General features: G+C 68.8%; 19 protein-coding genes. 6 read left to right on the forward strand and 13 right to left on the reverse strand.

Going from position 1 to position 16,676, the window contains the following annotated elements:
- Both A5624_RS00885 and A5624_RS00890 read right to left on the reverse strand, forming a co-directional pair.
- Positions 1-1,316: Hsp70 family protein (locus tag A5624_RS00885; RefSeq protein WP_066860058.1), on the reverse strand; the 1,316-nt coding region annotated here is incomplete at its 3' end.
- Positions 1,317-1,470: 154 nt separating this feature from the next.
- The gene (locus A5624_RS00890; RefSeq protein WP_066860062.1) at positions 1,471-2,700 is read right to left on the reverse strand and encodes a hypothetical protein; all 1,230 of its coding nucleotides are present in this window, start codon (positions 2,698-2,700) and stop codon (positions 1,471-1,473) included.
- A 38-nt stretch (positions 2,701-2,738) separates the two neighbouring features.
- Between A5624_RS00890 and A5624_RS00895 the strand changes: the two genes are divergently transcribed.
- Both A5624_RS00895 and A5624_RS00900 read left to right on the forward strand, forming a co-directional pair.
- Entirely contained in the window at positions 2,739-3,374 is a 636-nt protein-coding gene (locus tag A5624_RS00895; RefSeq protein ID WP_066860065.1) for a TetR/AcrR family transcriptional regulator, read from the forward strand.
- 86 nt (positions 3,375-3,460) lie between these two features.
- The gene (locus A5624_RS00900) at positions 3,461-3,955 is read left to right on the forward strand and encodes a nuclear transport factor 2 family protein (protein ID WP_066860068.1); all 495 of its coding nucleotides are present in this window, start codon (positions 3,461-3,463) and stop codon (positions 3,953-3,955) included.
- 1 nt (position 3,956) lies between these two features.
- Here the strand turns inward: A5624_RS00900 and A5624_RS00905 are convergent, their stop codons facing one another.
- Positions 3,957-4,616 carry a L,D-transpeptidase gene (locus tag A5624_RS00905; protein ID WP_066860121.1) on the reverse strand — a complete coding sequence of 220 codons (660 nt, stop codon included), beginning with the start codon at positions 4,614-4,616 and terminating at the stop codon, positions 3,957-3,959.
- 99 nt (positions 4,617-4,715) lie between these two features.
- A complete protein-coding gene (locus A5624_RS00910; protein WP_066860071.1) occupies positions 4,716-5,393 on the reverse strand; it encodes a phosphatase PAP2 family protein in 678 nt (225 codons plus the stop codon).
- A gap of 56 nt (positions 5,394-5,449) precedes the next feature.
- Here A5624_RS00910 and A5624_RS00915 point away from each other — a divergent pair, with 56 nt between their 5' ends.
- Complete coding sequence (locus tag A5624_RS00915) at positions 5,450-5,932, forward strand: hypothetical protein (RefSeq protein ID WP_066860074.1); 483 nt, start codon at positions 5,450-5,452, stop codon at positions 5,930-5,932.
- Here the strand turns inward: A5624_RS00915 and A5624_RS00920 are convergent.
- Entirely contained in the window at positions 5,916-6,200 is a 285-nt protein-coding gene (locus A5624_RS00920) for a hypothetical protein (protein WP_066860077.1), read from the reverse strand. The two genes, A5624_RS00915 and A5624_RS00920, sit on opposite strands and share 17 nt — an antisense overlap.
- 75 nt (positions 6,201-6,275) lie before the next feature.
- On the opposite strand from A5624_RS00920, the gene bluB reads away from it, so the two are divergent.
- Both bluB and A5624_RS00930 read left to right on the forward strand, forming a co-directional pair.
- Positions 6,276-6,944 carry a 5,6-dimethylbenzimidazole synthase gene (bluB, locus tag A5624_RS00925; RefSeq protein ID WP_066860080.1) on the forward strand — a complete coding sequence of 223 codons (669 nt, stop codon included), beginning with the start codon at positions 6,276-6,278 and terminating at the stop codon, positions 6,942-6,944.
- 68 nt (positions 6,945-7,012) lie between these two features.
- Entirely contained in the window at positions 7,013-8,440 is a 1,428-nt protein-coding gene (locus tag A5624_RS00930) for a sulfatase (RefSeq protein ID WP_066860083.1), read from the forward strand.
- Between the two features lie 38 nt (positions 8,441-8,478).
- Here A5624_RS00930 and A5624_RS00935 read toward each other — a convergent pair whose 3' ends face one another.
- Entirely contained in the window at positions 8,479-9,264 is a 786-nt protein-coding gene (locus A5624_RS00935) for a trans-aconitate 2-methyltransferase (protein ID WP_066860086.1), read from the reverse strand.
- A gap of 165 nt (positions 9,265-9,429) precedes the next feature.
- On the opposite strand from A5624_RS00935, the gene A5624_RS00940 reads away from it, so the two are divergent.
- Positions 9,430-10,629, forward strand: coding sequence for a S9 family peptidase (locus A5624_RS00940; RefSeq protein ID WP_066860089.1), 1,200 nt, complete (start codon positions 9,430-9,432; stop codon positions 10,627-10,629).
- On the opposite strand, the gene eccE is transcribed toward A5624_RS00940, so the two are convergent.
- The 7 genes from eccE to A5624_RS00975 form a co-directional block, all read right to left on the reverse strand.
- Positions 10,619-11,638 carry a type VII secretion protein EccE gene (eccE, locus tag A5624_RS00945; protein ID WP_066860092.1) on the reverse strand — a complete coding sequence of 340 codons (1,020 nt, stop codon included), beginning with the start codon at positions 11,636-11,638 and terminating at the stop codon, positions 10,619-10,621. The genes A5624_RS00940 and eccE overlap by 11 nt on opposite strands.
- On the reverse strand, positions 11,635-13,044 hold the full coding sequence (gene mycP, locus A5624_RS00950) for a type VII secretion-associated serine protease mycosin (protein WP_066860095.1): 1,410 nt from the start codon (positions 13,042-13,044) through the stop codon (positions 11,635-11,637). Before mycP ends, eccE begins: the two co-directional genes overlap by 4 nt.
- Complete coding sequence (eccD, locus tag A5624_RS00955; protein ID WP_156748709.1) at positions 13,041-14,465, reverse strand: type VII secretion integral membrane protein EccD; 1,425 nt, start codon at positions 14,463-14,465, stop codon at positions 13,041-13,043. The genes mycP and eccD overlap by 4 nt, the downstream gene beginning before the upstream one ends.
- Before the next feature lie 75 nt (positions 14,466-14,540).
- Positions 14,541-15,446, reverse strand: coding sequence for an ESX secretion-associated protein EspG (locus tag A5624_RS00960; RefSeq protein ID WP_066860100.1), 906 nt, complete (start codon positions 15,444-15,446; stop codon positions 14,541-14,543).
- Positions 15,447-15,466: 20 nt separating this feature from the next.
- Positions 15,467-15,757 (reverse strand): WXG100 family type VII secretion target, encoded by a 291-nt coding sequence (locus A5624_RS00965; protein WP_007768835.1) that lies wholly within the window; start codon positions 15,755-15,757, stop codon positions 15,467-15,469.
- A gap of 32 nt (positions 15,758-15,789) precedes the next feature.
- The gene (locus tag A5624_RS00970) at positions 15,790-16,083 is read right to left on the reverse strand and encodes a WXG100 family type VII secretion target (RefSeq protein WP_066860115.1); all 294 of its coding nucleotides are present in this window, start codon (positions 16,081-16,083) and stop codon (positions 15,790-15,792) included.
- A 63-nt stretch (positions 16,084-16,146) separates the two neighbouring features.
- Positions 16,147-16,359, reverse strand: a complete 213-nt coding sequence (locus A5624_RS00975; protein ID WP_066860118.1) for a hypothetical protein — start codon at positions 16,357-16,359, stop codon at positions 16,147-16,149.
- Positions 16,360-16,676 lie beyond the last annotated feature (317 nt).

Raw genomic sequence — 16,676 nt, forward strand, 5'->3', positions numbered from 1 at the left:
GAGAACCGAAGCCGCAGCCAGCGCCGGCGTTCCCGCGGCGGCTGGATGACGTTGAGCCGCATCGACCAGCCGGCCGGACCGTCTTCGTCGTAGGTTTCCCCGCCGAACCGCATCCGCAGGTCGCCGGGGTATTCGGTTTGCGACCAAGCCAATTCGCGATCGGTCAGCGCCTCGTCGTCGATCACCAGCACGTCGCCGGCGCCGAGGTCGACGACGTCACCGGCGGCGTCGGCCGAAGCGAGCAGCCCGATCGACGTCCGGGTGCGCAGGTCCAGTTCGCCACCGCGGGAAGCCAGGATCAGCGCCCCGCTTGCCGCGGCCAGGGCAGGTTGCGCCGGCGTGAGGATCGGCGTGCGGCCGTGCATCGAAAGACGTTCGGTGACAAGCGGTATGCGCGCGCCGCCCCCGACCGTGACCACCGCGGCCAGGTCCGACCAGCTCTTGCGGTAGCGGACCAGCATGTCGTCGAAGGCATAGATGAAGCCGGTCAGCCGATCCTGGATCAGCTCTTCGAGGTCGTCCTGCGTCAGCGTCAGGCTGCAACTGCGCCCGCCGAGCACCGCGACGATGTCGGTGGCCATGTCGGCCGAGAGCCGCTCCTTGGCCGCGCGGCATTGTTCCCTGAGTTCGCCGAGCTGGCCGACACCGGCGGTGCTGGCCGGGTCCAGGCCACTGCCGTGGCCCAGCTCCTCGAAGGCACGCAGCTGCAACTCCTGGTCGATCTCTTCGCCCGACAGCGCGGTGTAACGCAGTGTCGCGCTGACGAGTTCGAAATCCCCCGCGACGTCGACCAAGGTGGCCGACGTGCCGCTGCCGCCGAAGTCGAGCAGCCCCACCACGCCCTCGTCGGGCAGTCCGAGCTCGGACTTGACCGCGGTCAGCGAGGCGATGGCGTCGCTGACCAGCCGCGGCGCCATCCCGCTACGCACGAAGCCCACATGGGTGCGCAGGGCGTCCCGCAGCGCCTGCACCGTCGCCGGTTTCCAGTGCGCGGGCACGGCGATGGAGATCTCCGAACATGCCGCGTCCGCACCCGCGGCGAGCACCATCGCGTCCAGCGCCTCCACCGTCAGCAGTTCCGGGTCGTGCGTGGAACCGTCGGGTGACACCAGCGCGACGGAATCACCGATGCGCTCGATGAAGCCCTTCATCGGCACGCCGGGCTCGGCGAGGTACGGATTCTCTTCGGGCGCACCGACTTTCGGAGCACAGTGCGGGTAAAGGGTAACCACCGACCGGCGGGTAACCGGTGGGCTTCCATTACGCGCAGCGACCAGGTTCGTGGTCCCGATCGACAACCCGAGTGGGTCGTACATAGAGCGAAAACCTTCGTCCATAGGGGTCGGTGGCCAGCGTTAACGATAGCGGCGGACACGCGGAAAGCCGATGCTTCGCAATGTCATTGGTATCCGCTCGATGCGCTTGCGTCACCGAAGCGGTATCGAAAACCCCTTGACAAAAAGCTTTGTGCTACAACACCGTCAGCGGCAGCGAACGCCTGGGCTCGAACTGGAATGTCGATCCGCCGCTGACCCTGACCACCGAAACCTCTGGCAGTTCCTCGGCGGGCGTATCGGTTTCGATCAGCTCCGCCGTCCAGTCGGTGGCCGTCCCGCTAACTCGGACCGCCAGGTGCGGTTCCACCGCGGTGACGATGGCCTGGAGCGGTTGGACGGATTCCGGCGAGCACAACGAGATCCAGGCGGCGTCGTCGTGGGCCGGCGACGGGCGGACGTGCAACCGGTTCGATTCCGTCTCGGCGACAACGTAATCCGCGGGGTTCAGCAGCGGGTGCAGCTCGAGGACCCGCAATACCCCTTCGATCCCGCCAGGAAGCTTCAGCGCCCGGTGGATGCGTTCGGCGGCCACGCCCGCTATGCCGATCAGGCCCCGGGTGCATACGCCGACGGCTTCCTCCTCGCTAGCCGCCCGGGCCCGCACCGCGATCGCGAACGACAGGTACAGCAGGTGCATCTGCAGGCACACCTCGTCGGCCATCCGGACCAGCGCCGAATGGGAGAAGGCGGCGAAGTCGAAGTCGGACAGCAGGGGGCCCGAGTAATCCGCCTGCCCCTCGTCCGAACGATCGATGGCGTCGAGTTCCCATGTGGCGGCGCGGGTTCGGCTGACGATGTCCAGCGCCGGGATGCTCTGCGCCTCGGGGTAGGACTCGTCGATGATGACGGTCCACGCGCAGTGCGGATGCCGGTCGGCGGGCGTGCGGGGCGGCCGGTGGATCGGGCGCACCTGGGCGCGCGGGTTGGTCGCGATCGCGGTGGCGTCGAACGTCGGATCCTCGATGGTGTGGCACATTCCGAACACGTACTGTTCGCCCATCGGCTCCACGTCGAGCAGGGCGCCGCAGTGGTCGAGCTGGAATTCGCCGTGCCAGCGGTCATGGACCGTGTACCGGAAATCCATGAACTGCGGCGGCGCCCCGATGTCGAGCTGCAGGCCCTTGAAAATCGTGATGACGTCGTCGCCCTCGTAGTTCAGCGCCTTCTGCATCCGGCGGGTGTAGATCGGGCTGGCACCCGCCCACTCCTCGATCGCGATCTGGACCATCTCGTCGCGACCGAACGAGGAGATGCACCAGGCCATCCCGGACCGGTCGATCAGCTGCCCGATCAGCAGCAGTTCGGGGACCAGGGCGACGAGCTCGTCACGGGACAGTTGCGCATATCGCGAGGGGCTGCTCACGCCCCAAAAATAGACTCGACTATGTTATAAAGTCAACAATGCCCATCGTCGCTGGCCAGACGCCCGATCGCCCGGTTGGCCCCACCAGGCGAACCACCGCGCCCCGCAAGCGCGGCGATGACACCCGGGCGAAGATCATCGACGAGACGGTCCGCTGCATCGTGGAGGAGGGCTTCTCGGCGGCCACCGCCAAGCACGTCGCCGAGCGTGCGGGCGTCACCTGGGGCGTCATCCAGTACCACTTCGGGGATCGCAACGGCCTGTTGATGGCCGTGGTCGACGACGGGGTGGCCCGGCTGGTGGACAGCCTGTCGTCGGCCGATGTCAGCGAGCTGCCGCTGCGCAGCCGCATCGAGGTCGTCGTCGACACGGCCTGGAGCTGTTACAGCAGCCCGACGTCGATGGCCGCCTTCGAGATTCTGCGCGAAACCCGCGGCGGTCCGTCACGGCGTCACCTGCTGGACATGAATTCCGCGATCGGTCAGCTGGGCCGGCTGATCACCACCGATCCCGCGCATGCCGGTGTGGCCGAGGTCATTTGGGCCACGCTGCGCGGTGTGGTGCTGGCGCAGATGCTCACCGGCGCGACCGTCGACTGGAGCCTGGAGCGACGTGCCCTCGTCGACATGGTGACCCGTTACCTCGCCGAGGGCCAGGGATACCGCGCCCCGTAAGCCACGCACACGACACGCCGCGCGGACACGCACTGGTTGAAGTCTGGTGCCCACCCCGTCCGACCGCCTCATGATTCGCATTTCCCGTGTGCTGCAATGACGGGATGACCCTCGACGATCTGGCCGATATCGAAGCCATCAAGCAAGTCAAATACCGGTATCTGCGCGCGCTGGACACCAAGCACTGGGACGACTTCACCGACACCCTGGCCGAGGACATCAAGGCCGACTACGGCCCGTCGATCGGCAACGAATTGCACTTCACCAACCGCGCCGACCTGGTGGAGTACATGCGGACCTCGCTGCCGGCGAACGTCATCACCGAGCACCGGGTGACGCATCCCGACATCACCGTCGATGGCGACACCGCAACGGGCAGTTGGTATCTGCAGGACCGGGTGATGGTGGCCGATTTCAACTTCATGTTGATCGGGGCGGCCTTCTACCGCGACACCTACCGCCGCACCGATGCCGGCTGGAAGATCACCGGCACCGGATATGACCGAACCTACGACGCCACAATGTCTTTGGAGGGCCTGAACTTCACGCTCAAGCCCGGCCGCGCCATCGCCGGCGACTGAACTACTTGGTGATGGCGATGACCGCGCCGGGCCGTAGCCATTTCATGATCGACACCAGCTGAGCGTCGTCGACCGCCACGCAGCCCTCGGTGGGTTTCCCGTCGGTGGTGTGGAAGAAGAACGCGGCGCCCCCACCCGGGGTCTTGTTCTTGTTGACGCCCATCACGACCGCGTGCTTGTACTGCGGAATCTGCAAGTTCTCACTGTCGCCGGTGTTGAACGGGCACTGCGCCTTCTGGCACACCTGCATCGAGTTGAACGTCGGGCTGTGGTCGTCGCCGCTCCACCAGTAGTTTCCCCCGGTCACCTGGGTGTAGGGCAGGCCGGTGCCCGGGTTGGGCGCCGTGCCGAACGCGGAGTCGAGGCTGTACACCCCCATCGGGGTGGCCGGAACGCCGCTCTTGGCCTGCGGCGCCATCCCCGCCGAACCGACATGGGTGGGGATGCCGGACCGCAGCGACTGCCAGCCGGTGCCGGTGCGCTGGAAGATCTCCATGGTCGCGTTGGAACCGCCGGTGCTGACCACCGAAACCACCTGCGTCGCATTGCCTACCGCGTTCGCGAACCATGGAGCGCCGGCCGCGGCGCTGATCGGGGCGAGCACCAGGGAGGCGAAAAGTACGCACGTCGCGGCGCATAGCGAAGCGAGCAGTCGGTGCATGCCCTCCATCGTCGAACGGGCACATCTTCAGGGTCAAGTAAAGCTTTAGCCCCGGTTAGGTCACCGCGTCGTGACCAAATGCCCACCGCGACAGTGTCGTTAGCGCACCGCCGCGGCTTCGACCGTGCGCTCCGCGCCGTCCGGTCGACGGGCCGGGGGCCGAAAGACCAAGAGACACACCAGCAAATACAGGTAACCCAGCGACCAACCGGCCAGCACATCGGACGGATAGTGCACGTTCAGCGCCACCCGGGAGGCGCCGACCATCAGCAGCGACACCGCCACCACCGCGACCGCGATGCGGCGGATCAAGCGGGTCATCATCGGAAAGAAGAAGCACAGCACGGCGAGCAGTGCGGCCATCGCCTCCAGCGCGTGCCCGGACGGAAACGAACTGGACGCCGCGGCGACCAGCATCGTCGCCGGACGCGGGCGGTCGACCAGGGCCTTGGCCGCCGCGGTGACGAACTCGTTGAGCGGCCCGCAGGCGAACACCAGCACCAGCGCGGCCCGCGGATTGCGCATCACCAGGGCCAACACCGTCATTGCGATGCCCAGCACGGACATCGGCACTGGCCCCAGGACGTAGGACACGTCTTGCCAAAACCGCAGCCACAGCGGGTGTTTGACCGCGACGTCGCGGGCGGCGTTGAGCAGCGACCAATCCATCGAATGCAGCCAGGCCCAGTGCCGGCAGTAGCCCACCCACAGCATCGCGTACAACATCGCGGCCAATGCTGCGATCCAGATGGCCACCGGCATCCTCGGGCGAGTCATAACCAACCGATACCAGCACCGCCACACGACGGCGCTCGCGCGGTCATACTGTCGATATGGCCGTCTTTGTCCGTAGGTTGTTCGGCATCGGCAAGCTGCCCGACGAGCTGCACGCCCAGCTCGAGTCGGAAGGCCTCACCTACCTCGCCGATTACGTCGCCGTGACGAGGCGATTCAGCGGCACCATCCCGGGTGTGCGGTTGCCGCACAGCGTCGCCAGCTACACGGGTTCGCTGGTCTTCACCTCGGAGCGGGTCCTGGCGACGCTGTCCATGCTGCCCCGGCTGGCCGGCCCGACCGTCAACGTGCGGTGGAACGCGCCGCAGACCGGCGCGGCGCGGGTGGAGATCTCCTCGACCGGCCTGCAGGTCGATGTCGACGTCGCCCGGGTCGACGAGAAGTTCAGCGGCGAGTTGTCGCTGCACTACAAGGTCGCCATTCCCGACGACGTGCTTGACGGCCTGCCGTTGCGCTCGCTGGCGTTCGACATGCCGCCGGAGTACGTGTTTCGCGCGGTCGGCGTTACCTATAGTCCCTGATCGTGATGCGCGGCCACGGCGGCTGCCGCAGCACCGCCAGGCTGCCGATCACCGCGGCCAGCAGCCCGGTGACCACCCCGATCAGCGCGATCCGCCCCCCGTCCACCGCCGGCGTCCAGGAGGCCTGTCCGTCGCGGATGGCGAACACGCCCAGCGGTTTGGTGACCACGATGACGGTGGTGCCGTCCGGGGTCTGATAGGGCTCACCGTAGCGGCGACCGGCGGCTGCGTCGGCGGCCAGCTGATCGAGCACGTCGGAAGGCTTCACTGTCAACACTCCCCTCGCCGGGATCCACCGGGCCGGTGGTCAGGGCACGCCCCACGCTAACGCGGATTTCCTACGATGGCTGACGTGACCGGTGAGGCATTCAGCCCGCAAGAGCGACGGGCCGTCTATCGCGTCATCGCCGAACGCCGTGACATGCGCCGGTTCGTTCCCGGCGCGACGGTGGACGAGGCCGTGCTGGCGCGGCTGCTGCAGGCCGCGCACGCGGCGCCCAGCGTCGGCCTGATGCAGCCCTGGCGCTTCATCCGGATCACCGACGCCTCGCTGCGGCGGCGCATCCACGCCCTGGTCGACGAGGAACGCCCGCGCACCGCCGCCGCCCTGGGCGAACGCGCCGACGAATTTCTGGCGCTCAAGGTGGAGGGCATCCTCGAGTGCGCCGAGCTGTTCGTGGTGGCCCTGGGCGACGACCGCGACTCGCACGTCTTCGGCCGGCGCACCCTGCCGCAGATGGACCTGGCGTCGGTGTCGTGCGCGATCCAGAACCTGTGGCTGGCGGCCCGCTCCGAGGGCCTGGGCATGGGTTGGGTGTCGTTGTTCGATCCGCAGCGCTTGGGGTCGCTGCTGGACCTGCCGCCCGGCGCCGAACCGGTGGCGATCCTGTGCCTCGGGCCGGTGCCGGAGTTCCCGGATCGTCCGGCGTTGGAACTGGACGGCTGGACCGTCGGGCGCCCGCTGTCGGAGTTTGTCTCCGAAAACCGCTGGGGTCAACTGCCGATGCCCTGACGCGTCGGCACTCAGCAATCGCGCAGGGAAGTTGCGGTAACGTCGCCGGTCGCAAGGCAATGTGAGAGGTGACGCAATTGACGCCGGGCGACATAGCGGACCGACAACAGAACACGGGCTTTCGGGACAACGTGCTGATCGTGCACTGGCACGACCTGGGGCGCTACCTCGGCGCCTACGGCCACGCCGACGTGTCGAGCCCGCGACTGGACCGCCTTGCCGCCGAGGGCATCCTGTTCACCCGCGCGCACGCCACCGCGCCGCTGTGCTCGCCGTCGCGCGGATCGCTGTTCACCGGCCGGTACCCGCAGAACAACGGGCTCATCGGGCTGGCCCACCACGGCTGGGAATACCGCGACGGTATCCGGACCCTGCCCCAGATACTGTCCGAATCCGGCTGGTATTCGGCACTTTTCGGCATGCAGCACGAGACCTCCTACCCCAAGAGGTTGGGTTTCGACGAGTTCGACGTGTCGAACTCCTACTGCGACTACGTGGCCGACAGGGCCGACGAGTGGCTGCGGCAAAGTGCCGAAGGCCTTGTCGGCCAACCGTTTCTGTTGACCGCTGGCTTCTTCGAGACGCACCGACCGTATCCACGGGACCGCTACACGCCGGCGGACAGCGACCGGGTGGATCCGCCCGATTACCTGCCCGACACCCCGGAGGTGCGCGGTGACCTCGCCGACTTCTACGGGGCCATCAGCACGGCCGACGCCGCCGTCGGGCGACTGCTGGACGCGCTGGCCGACACCGGCCTGGACGCCACCACCTGGGTGGTGTTCTTCACCGATCACGGCCCGCCGTTCCCCCGGGCGAAATCCACGCTGTATGACGCCGGGACCGGCATCGGCATGATCGTTCGACCGCCCACCCGCCGGAAGCTGGCGCCCCGCGTCTACGACGAGCTGTTCAGCGCGGTCGACCTGGTCCCGACGCTGTTGGGGCTGTTGGGAATCGACGCTCCGGTCGACGTTGACGGTGTCTCACATGCGCCCGCCCTGCTGGAGCCGGATCCGCAGACCGCACCGGTGCGCGACCACGTGTACACGATGAAGACCTACCACGACTCGTTCGACCCGATTCGGGCGATTCGCACCAAGGACTACAGCTACATCGAGAACTACGTGCCGCGGCCACTGCTGGATCTGCCGCGTGACATCCAGGAGAGCCCGTCCGGGCAGGCCGTCGCGCCGTTCGTAACCGCGCCGCGGCCCGAGCGTGAACTCTACGATCTGCGCAGCGATCCCACCGAGACCAACAACCTGCTGGCCGGCGACGGCACAGATGCGGACGAGGTGGCTGCCAATCTCGCTGTGCTGCTCCATGATTGGCGTCAGAGTACCGGCGACGTCATTCCCTCGGAGTTCGCCGGCACCCGCATCTCGGCGCGCTACACCGAAACGTATGAGCAGATCCACCACGGCAAACCGACCCCGCGTTCCGGCATCGCAGCCGACCGGGGCATCGAAGAAGGCAAGCCCACCCAGCGCTGATTGCGGTCTGACTGATGCAAAGTCGCCGGCGCACCCCGCTAGCCGGCAGAGCGGCTCGAGCCACCCACCTCGGCGACGACGAATACCCGCCGGAACGGGAAGATCGTCGTCCCGTCGGATCGGGGCGGGTAGGCGTCCTGCAGCAGCGGGATCAGCTCCTCGCGGAACTGCTCCCACGTCTCGTCGTCGAGCCGCTCGCGCACCGGAACCAGCGCCGTGCCGGTGATCCATTCCAGCACCGGATGCTCGCCGGTCAGCTGGTGCAGATACGTGGTCTCCCAGACATCGACCTTGCATCCCGCGTCCAGCAGCAGATTGGCGTAGTGGGCCGGCGGCTGGACCACCGCGCCCACCCGAAACGGTATGTCGCGCAACAGCTTCGCGTACGGCTCCCGGCGGGCCAGCGCCCGCACCGCCGCATAGGACGGTGACTCGAAGTTGCCCGGCATCTGGACACCGATCCACGATCCGGATGCCAGCTGCCCCGCCCACCGCAGCAGCAGGTCGGCGTGCTCGGGCACCCAATGCAGGGCCGCGTTGCTCACCACCACGTCGGTGTCGGGTTTGGGCTTCCAGTCGCGCAGGTCGCCGATGGCGGCGTCGATGCCGCGCTCCTTGGCCGCGGCCACCATCTCCGGCGAGCTGTCCATCGCCTCGATCACCGCGTCGGGCCAGCGCCGGGCCAGATACTTCGTCAGGTGACCGGGTCCGCAACCCAGGTCGACGACGCGCCGCGCCCGGTCGGCGCCCACCCGCGACAGCAGGTCATAGAAGGGGCGGCCCCGGTGGTCGGCGAAGGCCAGGTAGACGTCCGGATCCCACATGTCGATCCTCCTGATCCTCGCGCCGCGGCTCGCCGGTCGATAGCAAACCGTACAACTCCCATGGTGCGCCGACGCGGCCCGAATGGTCCCGGGATAACACCGCTACGACCCAAACCGGTCGAAACGCCCAGGCAAGGCGGGCCCGCCGGGCTACCATCGGCGATCGTGGCGTCCGACTCAGATCCGATCGAATCGCCCGTCCCCGTTCCCGACGTCCCCGGCGCCGATCTACCGGCCGGCGCCGGCGGATTACCCCCCAATTCGGCGTTGTCGCCCCGCCAGCGAATGGTAGTCGAGGCGTCGGCCCTCGGCGATCGGGCCCTGCGCACCTGGGTCGCGTCGCTGCTCACCACCACGGTGGCGCCGTTCGTGGTGGCCGCCACCCTGCGCCAACACGATTCCGCCGCCGAGCGCGGCAACCTCGATTTCTATGCCGAGCTGGCTGCGGCGGGCGATCCGGCGCGGTCCTTTCCCGCCCCCGCCGAGGTGCCCCGGGTGGCGTCGCGACGGGCCAGCCCGCTGGCGGAATGGATCGCCCGCGGCACCGTCGACAACATCGCGTTCCCCAGCAGTTTCACCGCCGTCAACCCCGCCATGCGCGCGCAGTGGGGCGGCTGGCGGTCGAACAATATGGTGCGCGCCCAGCATTGGCGCCACGACGACGGGCCGCGCCCGACCCTGTGCGTCATCCACGGCTTCATGGGATCGTCGTATCTGGCCAACGGGCGGTTCTTTTCGCTGCCCTGGTATTACCGGTCCGGCTACGACGTGCTGATGTACACCTTGCCGTTTCACGGCAAGCGGGCCGAAAAGTTCTCACCCTTCAGCGGTTTCGGCTATTTCGCCGGCGGCCTCAGCGGTTTCGCCGAGGCCATGGCCCAGGCCGTGCACGACTTTCGTTCCATCATCGACTATTTGCGCCACATCGGCGTCGACCGCATCGCGCTGACCGGAATCTCGTTGGGTGGTTACACCTCGGCGCTGGTGGCCTCGGTCGACGACCGGCTCGAGGCGGTCATCCCCAACTGCCCGGTCGTCACGCCGGCGACGTTGTTCGACGAATGGTTCCCGGCCAACAGACTGGTTCGCCTGGGGCTGCGCCTGTCCGACATCAGCCACGACGACTTGGCGGCGGGCTTGGCCTACCACTGCCCGCTCTACTATCGGCCGCTGGTGCCCCGGGACCGCCGGATGATCATCACCGGGCTCGGCGACCGGATGGCGCCGCCCGACCACGCCGTCAAACTATGGCACCACTGGGATCAGTGTGCGCTGCATTGGTTTCCGGGCAGCCACGTGTTGCACGTGAGCCAGCTGGACTACCTGCGCCGGATGACCGCGTTCCTGCAGCAGGTCATGTTCTGACCACCTCGACGGTGTCGGCGTTGTCGCCGATGTCACCCAGCGGGGCGCGGTGGGCTCCGCCCGCGAGGGTGGGCCAGTGCACCTGCGCGAGCAGGTCCGCCGGCGCGGCGGTGTGTCCGTCGAGCCGCCGGGTGGACAGCAGGTCCAGTGCGGTCAACGCGGGCAGGTGATTTCCGCGCTGCGGGGTCAGCCCATCCACCGGTGCCTTGCCGTCCGGGCCGGTCTCGGTCTGGAACGCACAGGCGACCGCCACGGTGGGCCGGGTCTTGTCACCGGCGACCTCCAGCGCGGTGCAGGTCTCGCGCGCGGAATACGACCGGATCGCCGCCAGGGTCTCCGGCAAAGCGTCGTCCACCGAAATCCGGTATGCGGCAAGGTAATCCGAGGCGCCGCGCTGCACTGCCCGCCACCGCTCGCGCGGGTTGTTGGTCAGCAACCGAGGAACGTCGTCGGCCGCGACGGGGGTGGCCTCCCAACCGATCTCCCGAAGATGGTCGGCCAGCCGGCGGGCGGCGACCTGAGCGGTCTCGTGCAGTGGGATTCGCGACGAGCGTGCCTGCAGCGCGGCCAGGTTGTCGCGCGCCGACACGGTGAGCCCGATCCACGTCTCGCGCCGAGATGCGTCGGCGGCGTTGTCGCGGCTGGTGATGCGGATCTTGTCCGCCCGGATGCCGTAGCGGTCCAGGTAGCTCGCGATCAGCGGCAGCGGCAGCGCATCGGAGTCGTCCTCGGGTGCGCCGAGGCGAATGAGGGCGGTCGCCGCCGTGTCGGAAGTGCTCGACGGGACGGCGTTGCCGCGGGCGATCATCGCCAGGCGGCGGCCCACGATGGTGGTGAGATGCAGACCGCCCCACCAGCCGAACAACACGATGACGACGGCGGCGGCGATGCCCAGCAGCCAGTAGTCGCGGGGGGTGCGCCACGGGTAGGCCATGATCGCGGGCACGATGGCTAACAGCGCCAACGTGATTCGGCCGCTGCCGGGAATCGGTATCCGATGCTTGCTCACGGGGTGGGGTCCTTTCGTCGGCGTGCGGCGATTGCGGTGACGGCGCCGGCCACCGCGACCAGCACGGCCAGCGCGACGGTGCCGGCCACCGCGACGGTCCGCGGTTTGGTGTCCTCGGGCGCGGGTGCCGGCGGCACGGCCACCGGCTTCACCGCCGCCGCGCCGGGCTGGTCACCGGCGGGAAGTTGCCAGGTCAGGGCCGCCACCGGATCCACGCTTCCGGTGCCCACCACGTTGGAGGGGTCGCGGGCGCCGTTGTGCGCGGTCGCGGTGATGCGGCGCAGCACCGCGCTGGCGTTGAGGTCGGGGTATTTGCTGCGGACCAGCGCCGCGACGCCGGCCACGTAGCCGGCCGCGTAACCGGTGCCGCTCAGGGCGGCGAGTTGCTGGTGTTCGTCGGCCAGGCCGTTCGCCAGGCCGCCGCCGTCGGCGTTGCCGATCGACACGATGCGTTCGCCGGGCGCGGCGACGCCCACCCACGGCCCCGCCACGGTGAATTTCGAAGGCTGGCCGTCCGGGGTCAGGGAGGCCACCGACAACACGTAGGGCTGCCACCACGACGGGATGGACACCGACGTGACGCCGGCCCAATTCCGTGGATCGTTCGGGCGGCTCAGGTCGGTGAGCGGATTGGATTCACACGAGGTGCCCCCACCCGCGGCCCCGGTGGGTCCGCTGTTGCCCGCGCCGGCGACGATCACCGCGTCCTTGTCCACCGCCGCGTAGCGGACGGCGGCACCGAGGGCGGCCTGGTCGACGGGCCGGTCGACGGGCATGCAGGTGGTCGAGCCGATGTCGATCACCCGGGCGCCGAGGTCGGCGGCGTGCACGATCGCCCGGGCGAGCGTGGACACCTCGGCCGACACCCGCGCCAGCATCGGATCGCCGCCCGGCGTGCGCGGCGAGAACTTGGCCGACGTCGTCCGCAGCGACACCACCCGAGCGGCGGGCGCCACGCCGGAGAAACCGTCGTCGGCCGAGGGCTGGCCGGCGATGATCCCGGCGACCAGCGTCCCGTGGCCGTCGCAGTCGGTCAGGCCGTCGGTCGTCTCGACGAAATCACCGCCCGCTTCGGCGTTGGGCAGGCGTGGACCCGGCCGCACCCCGGTGTCGAGCACCGCCACCAGCTGCCCCTCGCCCCGCGAAAACTGCCATGCCGCAGGGAGATTCAGCACCGACTGACTGGGAGTGATGGCAGCCGGATCGCTGCCGGGTACCACTCCGGCCGTGCTACAGGGTCCGCGCTGCTCCATCGGCTGCCCGGGTCCCGGCGCCCCGCTGGGCGGCGGGACACCGGGATCGACCGTCGGCGGGCTGATGGCCAACGCCGGCGGACTGGTCCACGTCGCGGCGGCGGGCAGCACCGCCAACGCCGCCGCGAAGCAGGCTGATGCCGGCCGAATCATCGATTGAGCACCCAGCTGAACAGACCGACCACGAACGCCATGACGGGGATCAGCGACGCGTCAAGTCCGGTCGCGACGAATCCCACCAGCCGGCGCACCGGCAGCGAATAGCTTTCCGGCGCAGCGATGCCCGGGTTGAGCGCCACCACGATCCACACCGTCACCAGCGCCAGCAGCACCAGCGCGGCGCCCAGCGCGGCCGCGTAGCGTCCGGTCCAGGTGTAGAGCACCAGCAGCACTCCGGCGGTCAGGAAGGGCTGGGCGAGCAGCCACGCCTTGCACGCGGCGGAGTCCCACATCCTGGCGCGCAGCACGGACGTCGCCGCGGTCGCCGCGATCACGTACCAGCCCGCGACGCTGAGCGACTCGGGCCGCAGGCCGATCGCCACCGAACCCAGGACGCTGAGCAGCACTGCGGCGGCGATGAATCCGCTCTGATGCGCGTCGCTGATCCGCACGCGCCGGGGCAGGTCCTCGAGGACCTGCAGCGACGGCGCCGACGGGGTGGGGTCCCCGGGCGCCGGGATGACCGGCAACGGGAACCGCGCCCACAGCGCGGACAGTTGGGCCGCCTCGATGGTGACCAGCAGCGCCGCCACGATCAGGCCGCAGCCGATGGCGATGGGCGTGAGGTGCCACAGCAATTCGGCACCGGCGGCCAGCAGCACCCCGGCGCCCACCACCGCGGTCGCGGTGAAGAACCCGGCGATGCGCTCGCGCTCGGCGCTCGGCGCCATCAGGGCGATCAGGGACCACGCGGTGACGCCGGCCGCGGCCAGGGTCAGTTGGGCGGGACCGAACCTTCCCGGCACCGCCAGCGCGAGCGCGGCGGCGATGGGAACCAGCGCGGCGATGGACAGCGCCATGCCGGTGCGCGCCGAGCGCGCGGTCACCAGCAGGCCGACGATCGCGGTCAGGGCCGCCACCGCGCTGACCGCGACCAGTCCCAGCAGCGCACCGGTGGCCACCCGGTAGGTCACCGACAGCCCGGTGGCCAGGAATGCCACCGCGATCGCCGCGGCCAGGGCGCCGCGCTGGATATGCGTTGTGCCCCAGGGCTTGAGCCGTGAGGCGGAGAAGATCATGGCCGCGTCGGCGATGTCCTCGACGATGCCGGGCGCGGCCGGACCGACCGGCACCGCTTGCAGCGCCAGCAGGTCACCGTCGACGACGCCGACCGTGTCCAGGCTGGCGTCCAGGCTGAACGGCGCACCACCGATGGGCGCCAGGCTCAGTTGGGTCGCCGCGCCGACCTCAGCGGCGCCGCGCGTGGCGGTGCCGTCCTCGGAGTCGCCGTTAACCGCGGCGGGAACCACCAAACGCTGGACGGCGGGCAGGATTTCGCGCAGCGGCAGCTCCGCAGGCAAGGCCATTTCCGTCAACCTGCTGTCCGCCAGTATTGCCACGCGGACGATCGGCATGACGGTTCCGGAGGTCACCGGACCCTCGAAACGTGTTGGGGCCGTTGCTGGAACATCGTGCTCTCTTCTCTTTTGCTATGAGTGTTGAACGGACAGTGTTGAAGGGGAAAAGTCTCGGGTCAACCGGTGTTCGGCGAACCATCCGGCGTCTGGCAGTAAAGCGGTCAGTTGTTCGATCGCGACGGCGATCGCGAACGGCGTTCCGGGCGCGAAGGTCGAAACCCACTCACCGTCGAACGCGCGGGACGGGCTGACCAGCACCCGTCCCTCGCTTGCGTCGACGATGCTCATCCCCACCTCGCTGGTGGAGTGCCGGCCGTCGCGGTGGCAGCCGGCGACGATCTCGACATAGCTGCGCGGCCCGTTGAACACCGATTCCACCACCGGCCGCGCCGATTGTGGAATGCCCAGGTAGTCAAGGACTTCCGCAAGTGGTGCACCCGAACGCAGCCGCTCGTCGGCTCTCGCCCCGACCCGCATCGGCATGCTGAACTCGTCGAACCGCGCCGGCGGCCGTTGGGCGAGACCGACGGTGAGCACCGGAACCAGAGCGCGTGGATCGTCGATGTTCATCGCGGTGAAGGTGATCAGCTGTGCGCTGCGCAACGCGACCACGGTGATCGACGGCTTGCCGGCCTCACCGCTGCGCTGCGCGACGATGCCGCGCAGCAAGTCGGCGCCGGCGCCGGGCTCACCGGTGTCCTTGGCGGGGCCGACGTAACGCAGGTCCAGCCACCGCTGCGGAAAACACACCACCTTGATCCACTCGGCGACGGCGGGGTTGACCAGTCCGGCCTCCGAAACCAGGCCCAGCTCGGTCAGCTCAGCCTTCTGACGGTCGAGGAACGCGTTGCGCTCCGCGGCATCACGATAGGGCGAGGTGATTGCCAGCACCCAGGGAAAGCTCCCCGCCCCAACCGTTTCCGCGATGAACCAAGCGTGATCGACCGTCAGCTCGACGGCGTTGGGCGCTTGCTGCATCAGGTTCGTTCAGGCACGAACTAGCCGCCCCATTTGGCGGCTTCGGCCTGGTCGCGGGCGAGCATGGACATGGTGTTCGCCTCGTGGGTGCTGGCCATCGACTGGTAGGCGCGCACCAGGCTTTCCATCGCCTGGTTCCACTGGGCCTGCCACACCTGGTAGGTCATACCGGTGTCACCCTGCCAGGCGTTGGACAACGTGGCCTGTTCGCTGGCGATGTCGGAACCGAGCCCCTGCATGGTGCCGGCGTATCCGGACATGTCGGCGGCGTGGCTCAACATCGCCGGGTAGTTGTACATGATCTGCGACATGACAAGTCCTTTCGAGGTTGCTAGCGGTGAGCTCAGAACGCGGTGTAGCCGGAGGCGGCGGCGGCGTCGGCGGCCACGTAGGTCCCGGCGGCGTCCCCGAGGTTGGCCTGGGCGATGTCGAGCAGGGTGTTGACCCGCGCGGCGACCTCGACGAACCGCGCGTGCGCGGCCTGGAAGGCGGCAGAGGACTCACCCTGGTGGAACGCCTGCGCCGACATGGCTTCCTGCTCGGCCTGGCTGATCGTGCTGCGCAGCAATGCCGCCTTGGCGCTGAAGGCCGACTGTGCGGCTACCAACTGCGGAATGTGAGCGTCCAACATACTCATGTTGATTCCTTTCTGTTGCGTCCGTTGGGGATTCGGTAATTCACCTGCATCTGGCTGACTGCCTTACCCCCCTTTCCCCGGATCGGTTGGGCCCGTTGGGTTGCCGGCCTCGTGCTCCCACGTGCCGGGCACCATCGGCATGCGTGGGCCGCCGCCGAAGTCGTCGTCGGCCAGCTTGGTCAATCCGGCCGCCTGAAAAGCCTTCTGCCGCTGTGTCGTTCCGGCGAATCCGAGCACCCCGGCACCCTGCGCGGATGCGACGGCCGCGGCCAGCAACTTCGCCTACCTGGTCGCCTATGGCGGTGATCCGGACGCCGGGGTCGGACCGACGCTCGGGGGCCGCGGCGGTGCCAAGGCCCCTGCGGCCACCATCCCGGCGGCCGGAGCCGCGGCGGCCAGCCGGGCCGAGTCCCGGGCGCGGCGCCGTCGGCGCGCCGCGCTGCACGACCACGCCGACGAGTTCGCGGACATGGAATCTGACTTCGGCGTGCCGCCGGATTTCGGTGACGAGGAGGAGCTGGCCGCGGCCGTCGCATCCGCGCAGGGTGCCGGGGTGCTCGGATTCGCCGGAACGACACAGCGGCAGAAGGCCT

The organism is Mycobacterium sp. 1482292.6, assembly GCF_001672995.1.
In the GTDB taxonomy this organism is placed as follows: Bacteria; Actinomycetota; Actinomycetes; order Mycobacteriales; family Mycobacteriaceae; genus Mycobacterium; species Mycobacterium europaeum_A.